We start from the raw sequence: 20,756 nt of genomic DNA, 5'->3' as shown, positions 1-20,756 counted from the left end.
ACGCCTTCGCGCTCAGGCAAGGCTTGCGGTGACGAACTCGATGTCATCGACGATCAGGTAGCGCTTCCCGTACTGGGAGCGCGAGGGGGTGCCGACCGCGAGCACATAGGCGCCCGCCAGGTCTTCGAGATCGTCAACCCGGAAGCGACGCTTGAATTCGGGCCAGATGGAGCCCGGGATTCCAATGCTGATGTCGCCGCGTCCGCCGGAGTTCAGCCAGACGGTGCCGTCGCGCTCCCCCGCGTCGGTAACCAGGCCCCAGCAGCCGGCCAGCCGATCGAAGTGGTGGGGCTGCAGGGCAGGAAATTCGACGAAGAAATCGCGCAGGGTCCGGCCTTCGATCCCACCGATTTCGATGGCCTGGTCCGAGGCGCCGAACGCTGCCGAGCTGCGCAGGTGCTTGAGCAGCGTGCTCAGCCTGCGGTGCGTGCGGGCCGTGCGTTGACCGTCGCCGTGCAGGTGCCGACCGCCGCGCCGGCCCGGGTCCGCCCGACCGTCGTCCTGCAGGTGCGGCGCGCCTTGCACGGCACCGAAGTTGAGATCCACCACCAGCACGTCGGCGTTGTGAGTGATCGCCTCGTCCGGCCCGATCCCACTCTCCACGCGCAGATGATCTTCGGCGGCCATGCCGCAGCCGGGGGCGTGGGGGCGCGCACCGAAGCAGGCGGCGCGGCCACTAGCGGCCTTCTTGCGGAAGAACGCCTGCCGCCCGCAGCGCACGCAGGTCAGGTTGCGTCGCTTCGCTTCCAGGTCGGCGGGCGGCAGCTGCTGGAAGCGGACGGCGGTGTAATCGCCCCCGTCCAGTGTGCAATGCGCGATATCCATAACGTTCTCACTCCCTGCGTGTGTCTGTAAAAAATCCTACAGACCGCAAGGAGGTGGGAGGTTGCAGAAATCGATCACCGGCTGGACACCTCAGCCGCCGACTGAGGCAGGGACACTTGAGGTAGGGACGGCCGCTGGCCGTCCTTGCTGCGCCGGTCAGCTGTCGCGGTCCAGTTCCTGCACGCGTGGCTGGTACCAGCCATCGCCGAGCGGATCGAACACGGTGCTGCGCTCCATCGGACCCTGGTAGACGTGCAGCGATACCGCGATGTCCTGGCTGCTGGCGTTGCGCAGTGTGTGGTACTCGTGCGGAGGAATCAGGCTGCCGGCACTGCCCGTTTCGCCATACAGCACCGGCTGCGCCGCAAACCGCCAGCGCGGGCCGCGCTGTTCCAGCAGCGCATAGGGGGTAACCTGCAGGTCGCCACGCCAGACCCCTTCCACGCACCACATGGCATCGTGGTCGTGCAGCGGGGTGCCCTGCCCCGGCCCCCAGCACATCGCGATCACGCTGTAGCCCAGCGTCGTGCTGCGGTGCAGTTCGCGGCGTGCATAGCGGCCCTGCAGGGGCTGGTGGACGCAGGATGGCAGTTCGATCTCCGGATCATGGATCGCCTGCCGCAGCGTGTGCTGCAGCGCACGGGTGATCCCTTCAGCATCGCCCTGCCCGACCGCCGCATCCAGCGCCGTGATCAGGCGGTCTTTCCCGCGGAAGGCCGGTGGGGTGAAGTGCAGATCCATGCCTGCAGTCTAGGCGAGTGATGTCTGCGGAACGTTTGCACGGCGTTAATGGCAGAGCAGAGCGCCTGTTTCCGCATGCATCGGTCGCAGTAAAGGCATGAGCAACCCGAGTGGAGGGGTTGAATACGTCACGGCAGCAACAGGGGACGCAATGCGGGGACGCTGCGTGCAAGCTCTTCGGCGATGATCGTGGCGAACACATCCGCGCCCTTGTCGCCCAGGTGGGTGTAGTCGAAGGCGCGCTTGGCCTGCCCCATCCGTTCCAGCACCGCACGTTGCGCGGCGCTGCCAGCCGCGCTGGCGGGAGCGGCATCGACGGTCGTGCCGTTCAGTGCGGCTGCCACCTGTTCCTGCGATGCAGGCGACTGCGCCAGCTGCATCGCCAGTACCGGGCCCATCGCCTGCACCAGCTGCCGGCTGCGCGCGTGCAGGTCGACCAGCGGGACGTCCAGTTCGCGTGCAACGCCGCGTACCGCGTCCGCCCACGGCCCGAGGTCGTCGATCAGCTTCCCGTCGGCGAACTGGCGCCGGGTCAGCGGCGTGACCAGCACGGGTATCGCACCGGCGGCCCGTGCCTCGGCAACGTAACGGCGCAGGTTGTCGGGGAACTCCCGCTGCAGGTCGGTGGAACGTCCCGGTTTGCCGGGCTGGTCGTTGTGCCCGAACTGGATCAGCACCCAGGTGGCGACATAACCCGGTGTGCGCATCTCCGCGTCCACCACGGCCCATGAGCCTTCGGCGCGATAGTTGTAGGTGCTGCGGCCGCCGCGCGCCAGGTTGATGCACGCCGCGAACGAAACCAGGTGGTCGGCGCAGAACCGCGGCCCCCACCCGCCCTGCACGGCGGTGGTGGAATCGCCCACCAGGATGACCTTGCTGGCGCGGATCGGCGTTGGCGCCGGCCGCTCGGCGGGCGTCTGGGCCAGCGCTGGCAGCGCGATGCAGCAGCCCAAGGCAAGCAACAGGAGACGATGTCGGGTCATGCGCGGTAGTCCTCGGCGTCAGCGGAAAGGGTTGATCGGGCGGATGGAGCCATCGGGTTCGTGCACCAGTCCGGTGACCTTTGCATTGCGCAGGTGGGTGCGGTTGCTCAGCTGGGTGTCGTGGTAGAACAACTGCCAGTGGCCGTCCACCTGCACGATGGAATGGTGCGTGGTCCAACCCTGCACCGGCAGCAGGATGACCCCGCGCCAGGTGAACGGGCCCCACGGCGAATCGCCCACCGCATAGCTGATGGTGTGGCTGTCGCCGGTGGAATAGCTGAAGTAGTAGCGTCCTGCATGCTTGTGCACCCACGCCGCTTCGAAGAAGCGCCGTGCCAGGTCGCCGCCGGTGATCTGCGTGCCCTCCGGGGTCAGCAGCTGCACCTCGCGCGGCGCCGCGTCGAACTCCAGCATGTCCGCGCGCAGGCGTGCCACCCGCGGCGCCAGCGCTGGTGCATCGGGTTGGCCCAGGTCGGTGTCCCCCAGGGTGGCGTCGTAGCCCTGTGCAGTCCAACGCTGCAACTGCCCGCCGTGGATCCCGCCGAAGTACAGGTAATGCGCACCGTCATCGTCGGCGAACACGGCCGGATCGATGCTGTAGCTCTGCTGCATGGGCTGTGGCTGGGCGGTGAACGGGCCTTCCGGCCGCGTGCCGGTCGCCACGCCGATGCGGAACACGCCCTGCTTGTCCTTGGCCGGGAAATACATGAAGTAACGTCCTGCCTTGTAGGCCGCATCCGGTGCCCACAGCTGGTGCGCCGCCCACGGTACGTCCTCCAGTGCCAGCGCCAGCGGATGCACGGTGACCGGTGCCCCGATCCGGTCCATCGACAGCACGTGGTAATCCCGCATCGCAAAGCCCTTGCCGGGCTGGTCATCGGCCGCTGGTGCCTGGATATCATGTGAGCCGTACACGTAGATGCGGTTGTCGAACACGTGCGCGGACGGGTCGGCGATGAACGGCGAATCGACCAGCGGCGCATCGCGGAAGCGGGCCTGGGCAAGCACCACCACAGGGGCCATGCCGAGGATCAGCAGCAGCATGCGCAGGGGTGGCACCACGCCATGCGCGGCGTACTGCCGGGGTCGGACATGCATCATCATCAGCTCCTTTCAGCAGGAATCAGAACGTACCGCGTTGCAGGAACGGCGCCTGCCGGTACAGCTCGCGCTCGCCGCCACGCGGATCATCGGCCAGCGCGCTGCGCACATCGAACAGCAAGGTCTGGCGGCGCGGCAGGCCGTACGGTTCCCAGCGCGCCAGCCCGGCGTGGTTGGGGTCGCCATGGCGGGCGAACTGCAGCAGTGCGCTGCTCATCGTGGCCGCCAGTCCGCGTGCCTCCGCGCCATCGCCACTGCGTGCACCGGGCCGGGCGGTGTTGTCGAACACCAGCGGAATATCCAGCGTGTGGAACGCGCCCAGCCTGCCGCCGTCCAGCGGCGAGCCCCAGTCCAGCTGGTAGGCCCAGGTGGGCGCTGCACCGGCGTGCTGGCGCGCGCGCGCTTCCAGCTCTTCCACTGCTCCGCGCCATGAACGACCAGCGGTGGTGGCGGCGAAGAACACCTGCGACGGCGTGTAGTGCGGGTACATGCGGCGATAGGCCTCGATCACCCGTTCCGGGCGCAGGTCCACGTACTGCTCGCGTTCCAGCTTGGCCGGCAGGGTGTCCCAGGTGAGTTCATGGTTGGCCGGATCGTTGCCGAGGAACGCACGGGTTTCATCGCGCGTGTTGCCGATCACCATCGGGATGTGGGCGGACTGCGCGGGCGCTTCGGGGAAGAACGGGTGCACCGGCAGTACCGCATCATCCAGCACCGGCCCCACGTACAGCCCGCTGGTTTCAATCCGCGACGGATCGCGCGCCTTGCCGGCGGCCAGCAGCGCGGCTGGGGAAAGGCGCAGCAGCGCCTCGATATCGCTTGCGCCAGCGGCCTGCATGGCGATCGCGGTACGCTGCGCGGCGGCACGCGGACCGGCCGCGGTGACCTGCTGGCCACTCATCGTCCACGCGCGCTGGAACAGGCCCTTGGCCGCAGGCATGGCCATCAACGTGGCGATCTTCGCCCCGCCGCCGGACTGGCCGAACACGGTGATGTTGTCCGCATCACCACCGAACACCGCGGCGTGTTCGCGCACCCAGTGCAGGGCCTGCACCAGGTCCAGCTGGCCGACATTGCCCGAGGCGACCATGCGCGGATCACCGAGTGCCCCCAGGTACAGGTAGCCGAACAGGTTGAGGCGATGGTTGACCGTCACCACCACCACATCGCCGCGTCGGCACAGCGCGCCGCCGTCGTAAAGCGGGTCGCTGCCGGAGCCGTTGTTGAAGCCGCCGCCGTGGATGTAGAACAGGATCGGCCGCTTGCCGCCGTCGCCGAGCGCCGGCGTCCAGACATTGAGGAACAGGCAGTCTTCGCTGCCCGGCCCTTCGCCGCCACCCTGCGGCGCGGCCGCGCCGTACTCCAGGGCGTCGGCGATGCCGCGCCACGGCGCTTCGCGGCGCGGTGGCCGGAAGCGGTAGGCGGCCGTGTCGGCGCCATAGCGCAGCCCGCGGAACACGCAGGTGCCGTGTTCGCGCTGGCCGCGCACGCGCCCTCCGCGCACCCGCGCCAGTACCTGCTGGTCGGCGTGCAGGCCCGGTTGCGCCACTGCGGTGGGCAGCAGGGATGTGGCGGCGGCAGCGAATGCCCGGCGGGCACTGTCGCGCAGGAAGCGGCGGCGTTGCAGGTCGGCGGGGTCATCGTTCATGGGCGACCCTCCGGGGTCTGGATCCGGGTAGGGGCGTGCAGCCAGCGCTGCGCGATCTCCGGCCACAGGGCCGTGGTCGAACCCGCGGCGGCGCGCATGCCGAAGCCATGGCCACCGTGGGCGAACACGTGCAGTTCGTGCTCCACGCCTGCCGCTGCCAGCGCCCGCGCCATCAGCAGGCTGTTGTCGACGCTGACGACGCGGTCATCCGCCGCGTGCAGCAGCAGGGTGGGCGGCATGTCCGCGCGCACCTGCTCCTGCATCGAGTAGCGATGCACGCTGGCGGGGTCCGCATCCTGCCCGACCAGGCGCTGGCGGGAGCCGCTGTGGGCCTGCGCGCCCATGTCGATCACCGGGTATACCAGCACCGCACGCGAAGGCCGCGCGCTGAGCCGGTCGGTCGCGTCGGCCGCCGGGTAAGCGGGGCTGTCGAAGCCGGTTGCCAGCCGCGCGGCGACGTGCCCGCCGGCCGAAAATCCCATCACAGCGATGTCCTCGGCATCCAGTCCGCGGCTCGCTGCGGCGGCACGAACCACGCGCATCGCGCGCTGCGCGTCGGCGAGCGCCGCCTCGCGGTCGCGGCCGGGTTCGGGCAGGCGATAGCGCAGCACGAACAGCGTATAGCCACCGCGCTCGACCCACTCCGGCACCAGTTCGGTGCCTTCCTTGTCGATCACCACCCGCTGGTAGCCACCGCCGGGAATCACCAGCAGCGCCCTGCCATTCGGCCGTGTCGGGGCGTGCACCAGCAGCCACGGGGCGTCGACCTGGTCGACATAGCGATCAGGCTGGGCCGGGTCGGTGCTGCGCTCCACGACGTGCAGTCCGCGCGCGGGGGGGGACTCGCCGGGCACGTGGCCCGCCGGCCATAACGCGATGCGCTCGCCGGCGGCCTCGGTGGCCCCGGCGACGGGCGTCGGCGGTGCGCGCTGCGCTGCAGCGGCGGCAACCGCCGGGGACGCGGCCAGGGACAACGAACAGAGCAGCGAAAAAAGCGTGGATCTCATGCGGCACAAGGCTCCGGATGGACAGACAGGTGGCCCTTGGCCACTCCCCTCGTGCCTTCTGACGCACTGCACATTGCCAGATGACACCGGTTTACCATATACACGTCATCCGAACGCTGTCGATGCGCAGCGCAACAACGCCAAAGGGAGAGCCTCCTTGAGCAACGAACCCGGCAACATGGACCTGCCAACCGCACCGGCGGCCGCCGCCGATCCTGCCGCCATCGCCAGCGCCTTCACCGGCGCGCGCCGCGCAGGCGCATCACTGGCTGATTTCCCCGGCCAAGTCCCCGCCGACCTGGTCAGCGCCTACCACGTGCAGGACCTGGCGATCAGCCAGTGGGAGCATGAGGTGGTGGGTTGGAAAGTCGGCTACATCGCCGAAGAGCGCCGCGACATCTCCGGCGATGACCGTCTGCTGGGCCCGATATTCAACAATCGGCTGCAGAATGCTACCGGTGGAACAACGCTCGACATCGCCGTCTACGAAGGCGGTTTCGCGGCCGTGGAAGCGGAGTACGTGATCGAGCTGCTGGAAGACGCGCCGGCCGACCAGCTGGAGTGGACCCCCGAGCAGGCCGAAGCGCTGCCGGCCCGCCTGTACATCGGCGTGGAAGTGGCCAGCAGCCCGCTGGCCACGATCAACATCCTCGGCCCGCTGGTGGTGGTGTCCGATTTCGGCAACAACAACGGCCTGCTGCTGGGACCGGAAATCACCGACTGGACCACGCGCGACGACAGCGAACTGCGTGCCGAGACGTTGATCGAAGGCGAAGTGGTCGGCACCGGCGGCGCAACCCGCCTGCCCGGTGGTCTGCGCACTGCGATCGCCTTCGCCCTGGCGCGTTCGGCCAAGCGCGGTCGCCCGCTCAAGCGCGGTGAACTGATCGCCACCGGCAACGCGACCGGTATCCATGACATCCGCGTAGGCCAGACGGCAGTGGTGCGGTTCGCGGGTTTCGGAGACATTGCCTGCCGGGCCGTCGCTGCGGGATGACCGCAGCCGCCTGGTGAACACGCGCGGGAGGGCGCAGATGATCACACGTAGAAACTTCCTGGCCACCAGCCTCGGCGCGCTTGCCGCGCCGGCGTTGGTCGGCTGCAGCAAGGCCGGCGACAGCGTGGCCGGCGGCCACCTGCTGACCGCCACCGATGTGCATGTGGCGGACTATCCCACCGTGACTGCGGTGAAGTGGATCGGCCAGACGCTGGAACGCGAGACCGGTGGGCGCCTGCGCCTGCGCCAGTACCACTCCGGGCAGCTGGGCCGTGAATCCGAAGCGATCGACATGGCCCGCTTCGGCGCCATCGACATCACCCGGGTGTATTCCGGCGCGCTCAACAACGCCTTCCCGCTGACCCAGGCGCTGTGCCTGCCGTACGTGTTCGATTCCGTGTCGCACATGCGCGCCGCACTGGACGGCGGCGTGGCGGACGCGGTGCTGCGCGGCTTCGAAAGCCGCGACCTGGTCGGCCTGGCGATCTACGATTCCGGCGCGCGCTGCTTCTACAACACCAAGCACCCGATCGTGTCCCCGCAGGACCTGCGCGGCCTGAAGCTGCGCGTGGCCTCGTCGGACATCTTCATCCAGCTGATGCGCCTGTTCGGTGCCAACCCGACCCCGATGTCGCTGGGCGACACGTTCTCCGGCATGGAAACGCACATGATCGACGGTGCGGAAAACAACATGCGCAGCTTCCATTCCAGCCGGCATTTCGAAGCCGCGCACTACTGGTCGCAGAGCGATCATTCGTACGCGCCGGACGTGCTGCTGATGTCACGCGCCAGCTTCGACCAGCTGCGGCCGGACGATCGCCAGCTGCTGCTGGAAACGGCGCGCGCCTCGGTGAAGGTGATGCGTGAGCAGTGGGACGCTTCCGAAGATGCCGCGCGCAAGGCGGTGGTCGACTTCGGCGTCAAGACCAACGAGGTGGACCTGGCGGCCTTCCGCAAGGCCGCTGATCCGCTGCTGCAGGAGTACCTGAAGCAGCCCGAGCTGACCGCCATGGTCAGCCGCATCCGCGATCTCGCCTGAGGAACTCCGCCATGACCGACATGACGACGGGCACTGCCCCGATCGCCCCCGGCGCAGGACAGCGCCTGCTGGACCGCATCGCCGACTTCGCCATCTATATCGCCGTGGCCGCCCTGCTGGGGCTGGTGGTGGTGCAGGGCTGGCAGGTATTCGCCCGCTACGTGCTCAACGATTCGCCCAGCTGGACCGAACCGGTGACCCTGCTGCTGCTGAGCACGGCGATGAGCCTGGGCGCCGCCTGCGGCGTGCACACCAACCGCCACTTCGGCTTCTTCCTGCTGGCCGCGTACATGGGGCCGCGGCTGCGTCGCGCGGTGGATACCTTCGTGCAGCTGGTGATCGGCGTGCTTGGCGCATACCTCGCCGTGTTCGCGATGGTGCTGCTGATGGATGGCCTGGACACCAAGGCCGCCGGTGCCAACCTGCCGCAGAGCATCAACTACCTGCCGCTGTCGGTGGGCGGGGCGTTGATGGTGCTGTTCGCGCTCAACCGTGCCTGGCGGGTCCATTTCCCGCTCGCGGTGGTCGCCGTCGAAGACGCTGAAGGAGATCGTTGAACATGGGCATTACCCTGCTTTTCCTGGTATTCGCCGGCCTGCTGCTGCTCGGCGTGCCGGTTGCCTACGCGCTGGCGGCGGCCGCGCTGGCTACCCTGCTCTACCTGGACATTCCCAGCATCGTGCTGGTGCAGCAGATTTCCGCCGGCACCGGCTCGGCATCGCTGATCGCGATTCCACTGTTCATCTTCGCCGGTGAGATCATGATGCGCGGCGGCATCTCCGAACGCCTGATCGCGCTGGCCTCCTCGCTGGTGGGACGCATGCGCGGCGGCCTCGGCCAGGTCTCGATCCTGTCCTCGCTGTTCTTCGGTGGCGTGTCCGGTTCGGCCATCGCCGATGTGTCTGCGGTGGGCGGCACGATGATCCCGCAGATGGTCAAGCGCGGTTACGACCGCGACTTCGCCGTCAATGTCAGCATCACCGCCGCGCTGGTGGCGCTGCTGGTGCCGCCGTCGCACAACCTGATCCTGTTCTCGGCTGCGGCCGGTGGTGGCCTGTCCATCGCCGATCTGTTCGCTGCAGGCATCGTGCCGGCGCTGCTGATGACGCTGGCGCTGATGGTCACCGGCTACGTGGTGGCGCGTCGTCGTGGTTATGGCGTGGAAGTGTTCCCCGGCTGGCGTGCGGTGGCCCTGCGCATCTTCTCCGCCCTGCCCGGCCTGGGCCTGGTGGCCCTGATCTTCGTCGGCATCCGCGCCGGCATCTTCACCGCCGTGGAAAGCGCGGCCATCGCCGTGGTGTACGCGCTGCTGGTCACCACCGTGCTGTACCGGCAGCTGCCGTGGCGCGAGTTCTTCGGCACGGTCATCCATGCCGCCCGCAGCACCGGCGTGATCCTGTTCGTGATCGCCACCGCGGCCGTGTTCGGCTGGCTGCTGGCGTTCCTGCAGGTGCCGGTGGCCGCGGTGGACTTCCTGCAGTCCTTCGCGCACAGCCAGTTCATGGTGCTGTTGATGATCGTGGTGATGCTGCTGCTGCTGGGTACCTTCATGGACCTGGCGCCGATGATCCTGATCTGCACGCCGATCTTCCTGCCGGTGGCCAAGGCCTATGGCATCGATCCGATCCACTTCGGCCTGGTGCTGGTGCTGACCGGTGGCCTCGGCCTGGTCACGCCGCCGGTGGGCTCGGTGCTGTTCATCGGTACCGCCATCGGCAAGATCAGCGTCGGCGAAAGCATGCGCAGCATCTGGCCGTTCTGGTTCGCAGCACTGGGCGTGCTGCTGATCGTGACCTTCTTCCCCAGCCTGTCGCTGTGGCTGCCGCATCTGCTGCGTGCCTGATGTGGGGAGAAGGCGTGACGACCCGGGTCGTCACCTGTCCGAGCAAGCGTGACGACCAACGGTCGTCACCTACATGAGTTTCCTGGGAGGGAAAACGATGCAGTTCAAGCACACGTTGAAGATCCTGCTGGCCGGTGGCCTGCTGCTGGCAACATCGACCGTGGCTGCCGCCGAACCGGCGGCCGCGACGAACTGGAAACGCGGTATCGAGAACCAGCGCCAGGCTGATCTCGGCAACGGTACGTTCCTCAACCCGGTGTTTGCCGGTGACCGTCCGGATCCGTCGGTGCTGAAGGACGGCCAGGACTACTACCTGACCCTGTCCTCGTTCGATGCCTATCCCGGCCTGCCGCTGTGGCACTCGCGCGACCTGGTCAACTGGCAGCCGCTGGGCCATGCCATCACCAAGAATGTCGGCGCGATCTGGGCACCGGACATCATCAAGCATGAAGGTCGCTACTACATCTACTTCCCGGCACGCACCGGCGAGACGCGCAGCAACTTCGTGGTCTGGGCCGATGACATCAAGGGCCCGTGGAGTGAGCCGATCGACATCGGCCTGGAGAAGTACATCGATCCGGGCCACGCCGTTGGCGAGGACGGCAAGCGCTACCTGTTCCTGAGTGGCGGCGACTACGTGCAGCTGGCCGACGACGGCCTGAGCGTGGTCGGCACTCCCAAGCACGTCTACGGCGGCTGGAAGTACCCGGAAAGCTGGGACGTGGAGGCGTACGCGCAGGAAGGCCCGAAGATCAACTTCCGCGATGGCTGGTACTACATGACCACTGCGGTGGGCGGCACCGCCGGCCCGCCGACCGGGCACATGGTGATCACCGCGCGCTCGCGTTCGATCCACGGGCCGTGGGTGAACGCCCCGAACAACCCCATCATGCGCACCCGCTCCGCTGCAGAGCCGTGGTGGTCGCGCGGGCATGCCACGGTCATCGAAGGCACCGACGGCCGCTGGTGGATGATGTACCACGGCTACGAGAACGGCTATTGGACGCTGGGTCGCCAGGCGTTGCTGGAGCCGATCGAATGGACCGCCGATGGCTGGTTCGTGGCCAAGGGCGGCGATCTCGGCCAGCCGCTGCGCAAGCCCTCCGGCGAATCGGTGGGCCAGCACGGCATGGCCCTGTCCGATGCCTTCACCGGCAGCAGGCTCGGTCCGCAGTGGTCGTTCTTCAACCCCGCGCAGGACGAATACAAGCGGCTGGGCTTCAGCGGCAACGGACTGGTGCTGCAGGGCAAGGGCGAAACCCCGCGCGACAGCTCGCCGCTGACCGCCATCGCCGGTGACAAGGCCTACCAGTTCGAGGTGGAAATGGACGTCGCCCCCGGCGCGGTCGGCGGCGCCCTGCTGTACTACAGCGACCGCCTGTACGTGGGCGTTGGCAGCAATGGCGAGAAGTTCATCATGCACCGCTACGGTGAAGAGCGCCCTACCCGCCTGACCCCCAGCAGCACCGGCGGCAAGCTGTGGCTGCGGGTGACCAACAACCGCCACATCGTCACCATCCACTCCAGCACCGACGGCCGCACCTGGGAGAAGTACCCGGTTCAGATGGAAGTGTCCGGTTACCATCACAATGTGGCGGGCAAGTTCCTGGCCCTGAAGCCGGCGCTGTACGCGGCCGGCGACGGTGCGGTCACCTTCCGCAACTTCCGCTACCGCGCGCTCGACTGAGCGCGCGGCTAGAATCCCCGGACCCCTCGAGTCGAAGACATGTCAGTGCGCAACACGAACGATGCCGCCAAGCCGGCAGGAATGAAAGGCAAGGCGGCAACGATCAACGACATCGCGCGGCTGTCTGGGGTGTCGAAGAAAACGGTTTCAAGGATCATCAACAACTCCCCGCTGGTGCGCAAGGACACGCGCGAGAAGGTGGAAACGCTGATGCGCGAGGTCGGCTACACCCCCGACCCGCTGGCGCGCGGGCTGGCCTTCCGGCGCTCGTTCCTGATCGGGATGGTGTACGACAACCCGACCGCGCAGTACATCGTGGACATGCAGTACGGCGCACTGGACGCGCTGCGCGGGTCCAGCTTCGAACTGGTGGTGCATCCCTGCGACAGCCGCAGCCCCGGCTATATCGAGGGCGTCTGCCGCTTCGTGCAGCAGCAGAAGCTGCATGGGGTGATCCTGGTACCGCGTGCGTCCGAAGACCAGGCGCTGGCCGATGCGCTGGAGGAGATCGGCTGCCGCTTCACCCGCATCGCCTCGCTGCCGCTGGATGAAACCTCGCAGATGGTGGTCACCCATGATCGCGATGGCGCCGCCGAGGCGGCCGATTACCTGCTGTCTCTCGGCCATCGCGATATCGCACTGGTGACCGGCCCAAGTGCCTACCGTTCGGCCCATGAACGCACCTCCGGCTTCATCGAAGCGCTGGCCAAGCGCGGCATCGAGCTGCCCAAGGACCGCATCGTCGAAGCCGGTTACACCTTCGAATCCGGCGTGGCCGCTGCGGAAAAGCTGCTGCTGGGCAAGAAGCGCCCGACCGCCATCTTCACCGGCAACGATGAAATGGCCGCCGGTATCTACAAGGTTGCGCTGCGCGCAGGCATCAACATCCCGCGCGAACTGTCGATCATCGGCTACGACGACAGCCCGCTGGCTTCGCGCCTGTGGCCGTCGCTGACGTCGGTACGGCGGCACACGCGCGATACCGGACGTACCGCTGCGGCGATGCTGATCCAGCCCGATGGCCAGCCGACGATGCAGATCGCCAGCGTGCGCCCGCACCTGATCGTGCGCGATTCCTGCCAGCCGCCGCAGGACGAATAAGCCGAAAACCCCCGCCCCGCAATGCCGACACAGCACCTTGCGGTGCAAAATGACACCGGTGTCCAAGGCCGCTAGAATGGCCGCCACACCGCGCCGGCGCCGAGTCATCGGCCCGTCCCCTGCTCTGGAGAAGCCATGTACTGCAAGACCCATTACGCCACCCATCCCGATGCCATCAAGGGCGCCAGCAATGACGACCTGCGCGACCTGTACCTGCTCGATGGCCTGTTCAACGCCGATGCGGTGACCCTGAAGTACACCCACTACGAGCGCTTCGTGCTCGGCGGCGCGGCACCGGTCAACGGCCCGGTTTCGCTGCCCAAGCAGACCGAACCGGCCTCGGCCGCCGGCCACGCCTTCCTGGAACGTCGCGAGCTGGGCGTGATCAACGTCGGCAGCGGCAGCGGCACCATCACCGTCGACGGCACCGTCTTCACCCTGGGCCCGAAGGATGGCCTGTACGTGGCCATGGGCAGCGAAGACGTGGTGTTCGCTTCGGACGATGCCGCCAACCCAGCGCAGTTCTACCTGGCCTCGACCCCGGCGCACGCGCGTTTCGAGACCAAGGCGCTGTCGATCAAGGACGCCGTGGCACTGGACCGTGGCGCGCTGGAAACCAGCAACGAACGCACCATCTACCAGTACATCGTGCCGGCCACCTGCCAGTCCTCGCAGCTGCTGCTGGGCCTGACCGTGCTGAAGCCGGGCAGCGTCTGGAACACCATGCCGCCGCACCTGCACGACCGCCGCAGCGAAGTGTATTTCTACTTCGACCTGGGCCAGAACGATCGCGTGTACCACTTCATGGGCGAGCCCGAAGCGCAGCGCCACATCGTGATCCAGAACAACGAAGCGGTGGTGTCGCCGCCGTGGTCGATCCACATGGGCGCCGGCACCAGCAACTATGCCTTCATCTGGGCGATGGGTGGCGAGAACCTGGATTACACCGACATGCACGTGCTGGACATCTGCCAGCTCAAGTAAGGCATCAGCAACGCCGCCGGCCGCCGCGCCGGCGGCGGTCCGTCCCTCGTGCGACCAACGCACGTATCCACAAGGAATGCATCAATGGCTAATCCGTTCAGTCTGGAAGGCAAGGTCGCGCTGGTCACCGGTGGCAACACCGGCCTGGGGCAGGGTATCGCCGTGGCACTGGCTGCCGCAGGCGCCGACGTGGCCGTGGCCGGCATCGCACCGCCCACCGACACCGTGGCGAAGATCACCGCGCTGGGCCGCCGCTGCCTGGCCCATCGAAGCCAACCTGGTCAGCATCGAGCCGGTCGAGCGCGTAGTGCGCGAAACCATCGACGGCCTCGGTGGCCTGGACATCCTGGTCAACAACGCCGGGCTGATCCGTCGCGCCGACGCGGTCGACTTCACCGAGCAGGACTGGGACGACGTGATGAACGTCAACATCAAGTCCGCGTTCTTCATTTCGCAGGCGGCCGGCCGGCATTTCATCGCCCAAGGCCACGGCAAGATCATCAACATCGCTTCGATGCTGTCCTTCCAGGGCGGCGTACGCGTGCCGTCCTATACCGCCAGCAAGAGCGGCATCGCCGGCATCACCCGCCTGCTGGCCAACGAATGGGCCGGCAAGGGCATCAACGTCAATGCGATCGCCCCGGGTTACATGGCGACGGACAATACCGCCGCCCTGCGCGCCGATGCAGACCGCAACAAGTCGATCCTGGAGCGCATTCCGGCCGCACGCTGGGGCAACCCGGAAGACCTGGCCGGTGCGGCGGTGTTCCTGGCCTCGTCGGCGTCGGACTACGTCAATGGCGCGGTACTGCCGGTCGATGGTGGCTGGCTGGCGCGGTAATCCGCCAACCGTGTGGGTGACGACCGTTGGTCGTCACTCCGGCAATCCGCCGAGCATGGCTCGGCGCTACCAGAGGCCCCGCCGATGCTGCGCCTGACGCTGTTGTTGTTGCTGTCGTTCGCTGCTACCGCACACGCGGCGCCGCAGCGGGTGTTCATTGCCGGGGATTCCACGGCGGCCGAATACGGGCCGGAGCGGGCGCCGCAGGCGGGCTGGGGGCAGATGCTGCAGAGCTACTTGGATCCGGCGCGCATCGAGGTGCGCAACCACGCCAAGGGAGGGCGCAGCACGCGCAGTTTCATCGCCGAAGGACGGCTGGACGCCATCGCCGGCGAGCTGCGCAATGGCGATGTGCTGCTGATCCAGTTCGGCCACAACGATGCCAAGTTCGAAGACCCCGCGCGCTACACCGATCCTGCCGGTGACTACGCCACGTTCCTGATGCGCTACGTGCAGCTGGCACGCGACACCGGCGCCACGCCGGTACTGGTCACTCCGGTGGCACGCCTGCTGTACGACTTCGGTTCGCTGCTGGACACGCATGGGGTCTACACCCTGGCCATGAAGCAGCTGGCCGCACGCGAGGACATCGCGCTGATCGACCTCAACGACCGTTCCACGCGCTGGATCCGCGCGCTGGGCGAGCAGGGCGCCAAGCCGTACTTCCTGTTCGTTCCGGACCAGCAGAAGGCCGATGGCACCCATTTCAGCACGGCCGGTGCGCATGCGGTCGCCTGCCTGGTGCTGCGCGACTGGGCCGAACTGCAGCCGACAGTGAAGCCGGCGCTGGTGCGTGACATCGACTGTGACGTGGGCGACACGCAGCGGGAGGGGTCGGATTCCATTTCCCGCCGGGCAAAGGAACCTGACCGCTTCGGTTCGCAGGTAGTGCATGAAGATGCCATCGCACGCGCGCAGCCAGGACCCCATGGCGGCGCCGGCCCGACCACCGCGTATCCGTTCTTCGCCGATGCCGAAGGCCTGCCGTTCGTGCTGCGCAAGCGGGTGCTGCACAAGGGCGCCGGCATCGGCCTGCACCCGCAGCACAAGGACGAGATCTACTACATCGTCAGCGGGCAGGGCAGTTACGTGCTGGACGGGAAGCAGCATGACGTACGCGCAGGCCACGCGCTGCTGACCCGCGCAGGCAGCATGCATGCGCTGCAGCAGGTGGGTGATGGAGACCTGGTGCTGCTGCTGGCGTATCCACGCTGACGTCCCCGACCGATGACCGGTAGCGCCGATCCAGGGTTGGCGAGCGCAGCAGAGGCTCTCCAGCGTAACGGGCCTCAGGCTGGCCGCGCGACGTGGGTCACCAGATAGCGCTTGACCCGATGCGAGCCCGGCGACATCAACGCGCGGGCATGCAGTGCGATGGCGCCTTCCTGGCCCAGATTGTTCTGGTGCAGCGACCAGGTGATCAGCGAGCGCTGCGCCATGTCCAGTTCGTCAACCACCTGGAATGAGACCACGCGGCGCTCATCGTGGCTGTAAAGCTTGCCCCACTCACTGAGGGTGTTGTAGCGGGTCACGTGCCCGAGCACCGGCGCATCCAGGTCCTCGACGACAGGCTGAAGCTGGCGGATGGTCTGGTTGTCGAAGCGCGCCAGCACCTGGCCGCGGGGGCGCATCACCGTCAGGGTCATTTCCGGCGCCTGCGCGATCGGGCGATGCGCTTCCAGCAAGGCGGTTTCCAGCGCGGCCGGCAATGCACCCATGGTCGGTTCGATGCGCTTCTGCAGCGCCACTGTCTGTGCCTCGTCGGCGTCGTTGCCGATCGCCTCATTGAAGGCGTACTTGATGAAATCGTAGGCGACGCCGGTGGCGACCAGCTCAGTGAAGCTCATCACCAACTCGTACACGAAGCTGCCACGCTTGGGCGGCGCAAGAAACACCTCGACCCCGCTGGCGGTATCGCCCTGTGTCTTTACTTCGTCGTTGAGCAACGCATGCAGCGTGATGTTGAGCGAGCGTGCGATGCCGGTCAGTGCCCGCGCCGCATCGTAGGCATCCAGCACATGGCTATCAGCCGAGCCATGCTCGAATTGAAATTTGATTCTCAGCGTCGTCATCCTGCTCCGCGGAAAGGCGCCATAAGCGACGCATATGGGTGCGGGACGATTAGATAGACGGTGCCAACATATGGCTTTCAAGAATCGCGCACGCTACGCACGGCGGCGACCCACGGTCGCCACCAGCCCAGCGCACGATCACCCCACTCAGACGTCGCCGCCGGTCGCCCAGCCTGCGCCGGTGCCGCGCTGGAACACGCGGTCGTCCGCCTGCACCTCGCCGGCCGGCAGCTGCGGCTGGTCCGCCAGGCTGGCGTAGATCGGGGTGAAGTCCGGTGCGGTGGCCTGCATCAGCTGTTCGAAGCTGTCGATGACGAAGTAGGTCTTCTGGAAGGTATCGATGCGGTACCGCGTGCGCATGATGCGTTCCAGGTCGAAGCCGATCCGGTTCGGTGCCGGCGACTCCAGCGAGTACAGCGATTCGCCCTTCGACGACACGATGCCGGCGCCGTAGATGCGCAGTCCATCGGCGGTGTTGATCAGGCCGAATTCGACCGTGTACCAGTACAGCCGGGTCAGGTTCTGCAACGCGTCCGGGCCCAGCGCATGGGCTTTCACGCCGCCGCGTCCGTAGGCTTCCATGTAGTCGGCGAACACCGGGTTCATCAGCAGCGGCACGTGACCGAACAGGTCATGGAACATGTCCGGTTCGGCGATGTAATCGATCTGGTCGGGCCGGCGGATCCACCACGTCACCGGGAAGCGCCGGTTGGCCAGGTGATCGAAGAAATCCAGTTCCGGCAGCAGCCCTTCGACGCCGACCAGGGTCCAGCCGGTGGCCGCCGCCAGTGCCTCGTTGAGCTGCTCGAAGCGCGGGATCATGTCCGCGCTCATGCCCATGGCGTCCTGCGCATCCAGGAACTCCTGGCAGGCACGTCCGTTCAGCAGGTCGCGCTGGCGCTTGAACAGGGTGCTCCAGGTCGCGTGGTCGTCGGCGCTGTAGCTGTCCCATGGCTGTTCCACCACGGCGGTGGTATAGACCGGCACATAGCCCTTGTCGGTCTGCTGGTGCTCGACGCGGCGGGGGGGGGTCTGGTCCATGGGAGGGCTCCATTCGGGTGTCTGACGATGCTAGGGCAGGGATCGCGCAACAGGGTTGCAAAGTTGCGTGTTGAGGGCGTTCTGGCGCAATATCGTTGCGTCCATCCCGTGTTGCGAGGCAGCAATGGCAGGTGAAGTCCAGTTCGACCGCACGGATCTACGCCTGCTGGCCGAGATCCAGCGTGATGGCCGCGCCACCAATGCCGAACTGGCGACGCGGGTGAACCTGTCTCCTTCGGCCTGCCTGCGCCGCCTGCAGCGGCTGGAAGGCGAGGGCGTGATCGCCGGCTATGGGGCGCGGCTGGAACCGAAGCACATCGGCCTGGGGCTGCAGGCCTTCGTGCGCGTGCAGCTGGAAAAGCATGACCAGGCGGCCATCGCGCGGTTCGCCGACAGCGTGCTGGAATGGGACGAAGTAGTGGCCTGCCATGCGCTCACCGGCGACATGGACTACCTGCTGCAGATCTACGTGCGCGACCTGGAGCATTTTTCCAGCTTCCTGCTGGACAAACTGCTCAATGCCTCCGGCGTGGCCGACGTCAACTCCAGCTTCGTGCTGCGCACCGTGAAACCCTTCCGCGCGCTGCCGTTGTCGCAGCTGGGCGGGTGAACCGGTTTGACGGCAGCCATGCGGTAGCCGAGCATCGTCGCCAGCAGTAGCGTCGAACCGGGGCGTTGGCTGCAGCACTTTTTTCGATCATCGACATGCCCGACACCGCGCCCATTACCGACACCACCCATTTCCTGCCACTGCGGCGGCGGACGTTGGCGCAGCACCTGGGCCGCGGCACGCCGTCGGCGACGCCGCTGGAACAGGCCGGCCTGTTCGCCGCGCAGCTGTGCCGCCTGCACGCCTATCCCGGGGCGCAGCTGGAACGCCTGCTTCACGATGCGTGCGCGCTGTTCGCCGCGGGAGACGGCAGTGCGGTCATCGCCCAGTTGGCGGGCATAGGTGGCGAAGGGCAGCCGGCCCTGGATGCGTGGCTGGCCGACCTGGCCATGCACGGCGTGCTGCTGGCATCGGACGAAGCGGTGGAGCGCTTCCTCGCCGCTTCGCCCGATGCGTATCCGGGTGCGGACTTCCAGGCCGCCTGCCAGGTCACCCTGGCCGAGCACACGATCCGTTACCCGGGCACCGCCGCGCCCGACGACGAGGACGAAGCGGGCGATCCCGAACCGGACCCGGACCAAGCGCCGCCGCGTGCGACCGGGGCGATCGAGCGCAACGGGCTGTTCACCAGCGAACAGGCGCGCGTGCTGCGTGCCATCGCCGCCAACCCGGATGAACTGATCGACCTGGACGCCTACGCCGGTACCGGGAAAAGCCACCTGGTGCTGGCGTTGATGGAGGCCCGGCCCGGCCGCTATACCTACATCGCGCCGTCGCGTGGTCAGGTCGAAGCCTTCCGCCCGCGGCTGCCCGCGGAGTCCGGCACGCGGCTGCTGACCCAGATCGAACTGGCCAACCTGATGGTGCAGCAGGCCGCCCGCAGCGGCCGCGGCAACGGCTTCGTGCCGACCTACCGGCTGAGCACGGTCCCGGCCTGGGAGATCACCCGCCGGATCGGCCTGCAGGGCATCGGCCAGCGCGTGCCCGAGCAGGTGTTGATGACGGCCCTGGAGGGCATCAACCGGTGGTGTGCGTCGTCATCGCCGACGCTGCAGGCCGCGCATTTCGACCGTTCGCTGCCCTGGGCCATGCTCGACGCGGCGCCCTATGTGGCAGCCGCCGAGCACGTCTGGCACTGCATGTTCGATGCCGGCGTGCAGAAGGGCGGTTGCCTCAGCCTCAATACCGGGCACCTCGGCAAATGGCTGGAGCTGCAGGGCGTGGCGCCGCCGGTCGGGCTGGGCATGCTGCTGGTCGATGAGGCCCACGAACTGAGTCCGGCCTGGAAGCAGGTGCTGGCACGGCATGCGCCCGGCGTCGTCAGCCTGGGCGATCCGCACCAGCGGCTGGTCGGGCGCGCATCGCGCTGGTCGAGCGCCAAGGTGCTGGAAATGAGCCAATCGGTGCGCCAGGGCAGCCAGGTGGATGGCCTGGTCAACCAGTCACTGGCGCTGGATGACATCGGTGCGTCCAGCGAACGCTTCATGGGCGCCAGCGACCGCGCCACCGGCGTGCGCCGGTATGCCGCGTGGTCGCAGGTGCCGCAGTCCGGTGCACGCCTGTACGGGAGCCTGTGGCGGCTGCTGCAGGAAGCCCACCTGCTGGTCGCGCAGGGGGCGCGGGTGCATGTGCATCCGGCTTCACTGCGCCTGCTGCAGAAAGAAGCGCAGGCGCCGATCGATGCCTGGCGCAGCGTCGGCCGGGGCGAGTCGAGCCGGCGCTGGGAGGCCTTCGTGGACGCCTGCGAGGAGCGCGGGCAGGGCGATATTCCGGCGCTGTTTTCGGGTGGATTCGATGCAACCGCGCTGGAGCAGCTGCTGGCGGCGCTGCTGCCCGCGCAGGACGCAGGCATCACGCTGTGCCTGGCCCAGCATGCCAAGAACCTGCAGTTCGACCGGGTGGCGATGTCGGCGTGCTGTTTCATCACCGGCTACGAGACCCGCCAGGCGCACAGCCCGGTGCGCGCGGCCTACCTGGCGCTGACCCGTGGCAGCCAGCAGCTGTGGCTGCCGGGCGATGCGATGGAACAGCTGCAGCTGAGCGCGCAGCGCCATGCAGAAAGCCTGGAAACGCGGCGCATGGAAAAGCGGCGCGCCGCCGGGCATGTAAAGCGGTAACGATCAGGTCGTGAGGGACGTAACACGGTAGCGGCGGGGCCACCGCGTGACGACCAACGGTCGTCACCCACCACAGCACGGGTGCGCGGCACGACGGCCAGCGGCCGTCACTACCAACG

Annotated in this window: 18 protein-coding genes and 1 pseudogene; 11 read left to right on the top strand and 8 right to left on the bottom strand. The window is 67.5% G+C overall.

What is annotated here, in order from left to right; translation table 11 throughout:
- Nucleotides 1-12: 12 nt before the first annotated feature.
- The 6 genes from QE373_RS18210 to QE373_RS18185 form a co-directional block, all read right to left on the bottom strand.
- A complete protein-coding gene (locus QE373_RS18210) occupies nucleotides 13-825 on the bottom strand; it encodes a hypothetical protein (RefSeq protein ID WP_309689363.1) in 813 nt (270 codons plus the stop codon).
- 156 nt (nucleotides 826-981) lie between these two features.
- A complete protein-coding gene (locus tag QE373_RS18205) occupies nucleotides 982-1,566 on the bottom strand; it encodes a cysteine dioxygenase family protein (protein WP_309689360.1) in 585 nt (194 codons plus the stop codon).
- Between the two features lie 128 nt (nucleotides 1,567-1,694).
- A complete protein-coding gene (locus QE373_RS18200) occupies nucleotides 1,695-2,549 on the bottom strand; it encodes a GDSL-type esterase/lipase family protein (RefSeq protein WP_309689357.1) in 855 nt (284 codons plus the stop codon).
- Nucleotides 2,550-2,567: 18 nt separating this feature from the next.
- Nucleotides 2,568-3,572, bottom strand: coding sequence for a glycoside hydrolase family 43 protein (locus QE373_RS18195; RefSeq protein ID WP_309689911.1), 1,005 nt, complete (start codon nucleotides 3,570-3,572; stop codon nucleotides 2,568-2,570).
- Between the two features lie 100 nt (nucleotides 3,573-3,672).
- Nucleotides 3,673-5,298 carry a carboxylesterase family protein gene (locus QE373_RS18190; RefSeq protein WP_309689354.1) on the bottom strand — a complete coding sequence of 542 codons (1,626 nt, stop codon included), beginning with the start codon at nucleotides 5,296-5,298 and terminating at the stop codon, nucleotides 3,673-3,675.
- Nucleotides 5,295-6,305 (bottom strand): alpha/beta hydrolase, encoded by a 1,011-nt coding sequence (locus QE373_RS18185; protein WP_309689350.1) that lies wholly within the window; start codon nucleotides 6,303-6,305, stop codon nucleotides 5,295-5,297. Before QE373_RS18185 ends, QE373_RS18190 begins: the two co-directional genes overlap by 4 nt.
- A 178-nt stretch (nucleotides 6,306-6,483) precedes the next feature.
- On the opposite strand from QE373_RS18185, the gene QE373_RS18180 reads away from it, so the two are divergent.
- The 9 genes and pseudogenes from QE373_RS18180 (at nucleotide 6,484) to QE373_RS18140 (ending at nucleotide 16,012) form a co-directional block, all read left to right on the top strand.
- Nucleotides 6,484-7,302: a 2-keto-4-pentenoate hydratase gene (locus tag QE373_RS18180; protein WP_309689910.1), complete on the top strand. Its 819-nt coding sequence runs from the start codon at nucleotides 6,484-6,486 to the stop codon at nucleotides 7,300-7,302.
- Between the two features lie 37 nt (nucleotides 7,303-7,339).
- Nucleotides 7,340-8,341 (top strand): TRAP transporter substrate-binding protein, encoded by a 1,002-nt coding sequence (locus QE373_RS18175; protein ID WP_309689347.1) that lies wholly within the window; start codon nucleotides 7,340-7,342, stop codon nucleotides 8,339-8,341.
- 11 nt (nucleotides 8,342-8,352) lie between these two features.
- Nucleotides 8,353-8,898: a TRAP transporter small permease gene (locus QE373_RS18170; protein ID WP_309689344.1), complete on the top strand. Its 546-nt coding sequence runs from the start codon at nucleotides 8,353-8,355 to the stop codon at nucleotides 8,896-8,898.
- A 2-nt stretch (nucleotides 8,899-8,900) separates the two neighbouring features.
- Nucleotides 8,901-10,184, top strand: a complete 1,284-nt coding sequence (locus QE373_RS18165; protein WP_057508993.1) for a TRAP transporter large permease — start codon at nucleotides 8,901-8,903, stop codon at nucleotides 10,182-10,184.
- Nucleotides 10,185-10,281: 97 nt separating this feature from the next.
- Nucleotides 10,282-11,871 (top strand): family 43 glycosylhydrolase, encoded by a 1,590-nt coding sequence (locus QE373_RS18160; RefSeq protein WP_309689339.1) that lies wholly within the window; start codon nucleotides 10,282-10,284, stop codon nucleotides 11,869-11,871.
- Nucleotides 11,872-11,910: 39 nt separating this feature from the next.
- Nucleotides 11,911-12,972 carry a LacI family DNA-binding transcriptional regulator gene (locus tag QE373_RS18155; RefSeq protein WP_057508991.1) on the top strand — a complete coding sequence of 354 codons (1,062 nt, stop codon included), beginning with the start codon at nucleotides 11,911-11,913 and terminating at the stop codon, nucleotides 12,970-12,972.
- A 135-nt stretch (nucleotides 12,973-13,107) separates the two neighbouring features.
- Nucleotides 13,108-13,956 carry a 5-dehydro-4-deoxy-D-glucuronate isomerase gene (gene kduI, locus QE373_RS18150; protein ID WP_123699973.1) on the top strand — a complete coding sequence of 283 codons (849 nt, stop codon included), beginning with the start codon at nucleotides 13,108-13,110 and terminating at the stop codon, nucleotides 13,954-13,956.
- Between the two features lie 84 nt (nucleotides 13,957-14,040).
- A pseudogene (gene kduD, locus QE373_RS18145) lies at nucleotides 14,041-14,797 on the top strand (2-dehydro-3-deoxy-D-gluconate 5-dehydrogenase KduD).
- Nucleotides 14,798-14,881: 84 nt separating this feature from the next.
- The gene (locus QE373_RS18140; RefSeq protein ID WP_309689332.1) at nucleotides 14,882-16,012 is read left to right on the top strand and encodes a GDSL-type esterase/lipase family protein; all 1,131 of its coding nucleotides are present in this window, start codon (nucleotides 14,882-14,884) and stop codon (nucleotides 16,010-16,012) included.
- Nucleotides 16,013-16,086: 74 nt separating this feature from the next.
- On the opposite strand, the gene QE373_RS18135 is transcribed toward QE373_RS18140, so the two are convergent.
- Complete coding sequence (locus tag QE373_RS18135) at nucleotides 16,087-16,869, bottom strand: hypothetical protein (protein ID WP_309689330.1); 783 nt, start codon at nucleotides 16,867-16,869, stop codon at nucleotides 16,087-16,089.
- Between the two features lie 147 nt (nucleotides 16,870-17,016).
- Nucleotides 17,017-17,910: a phenylalanine 4-monooxygenase gene (gene phhA / locus QE373_RS18130; RefSeq protein ID WP_309689328.1), complete on the bottom strand. Its 894-nt coding sequence runs from the start codon at nucleotides 17,908-17,910 to the stop codon at nucleotides 17,017-17,019.
- Nucleotides 17,911-18,034: 124 nt separating this feature from the next.
- Between phhA and QE373_RS18125 the strand changes: the two genes are divergently transcribed.
- Both QE373_RS18125 and QE373_RS18120 read left to right on the top strand, forming a co-directional pair.
- Nucleotides 18,035-18,520 carry an Lrp/AsnC family transcriptional regulator gene (locus tag QE373_RS18125; protein WP_057508986.1) on the top strand — a complete coding sequence of 162 codons (486 nt, stop codon included), beginning with the start codon at nucleotides 18,035-18,037 and terminating at the stop codon, nucleotides 18,518-18,520.
- Nucleotides 18,521-18,615: 95 nt separating this feature from the next.
- The gene (locus QE373_RS18120; protein WP_309689325.1) at nucleotides 18,616-20,637 is read left to right on the top strand and encodes a hypothetical protein; all 2,022 of its coding nucleotides are present in this window, start codon (nucleotides 18,616-18,618) and stop codon (nucleotides 20,635-20,637) included.
- The last annotated feature ends 119 nt before the right edge of the window (nucleotides 20,638-20,756 follow it).

This window comes from Stenotrophomonas sp. SORGH_AS_0321 (assembly GCF_031453215.1).
In the GTDB taxonomy this organism is placed as follows: Bacteria; Pseudomonadota; Gammaproteobacteria; order Xanthomonadales; family Xanthomonadaceae; genus Stenotrophomonas; species Stenotrophomonas chelatiphaga.
The sequence above is the reverse complement of the archived record's forward strand: the minus strand, read 5'-3'. Positions and strand labels throughout refer to the sequence as shown.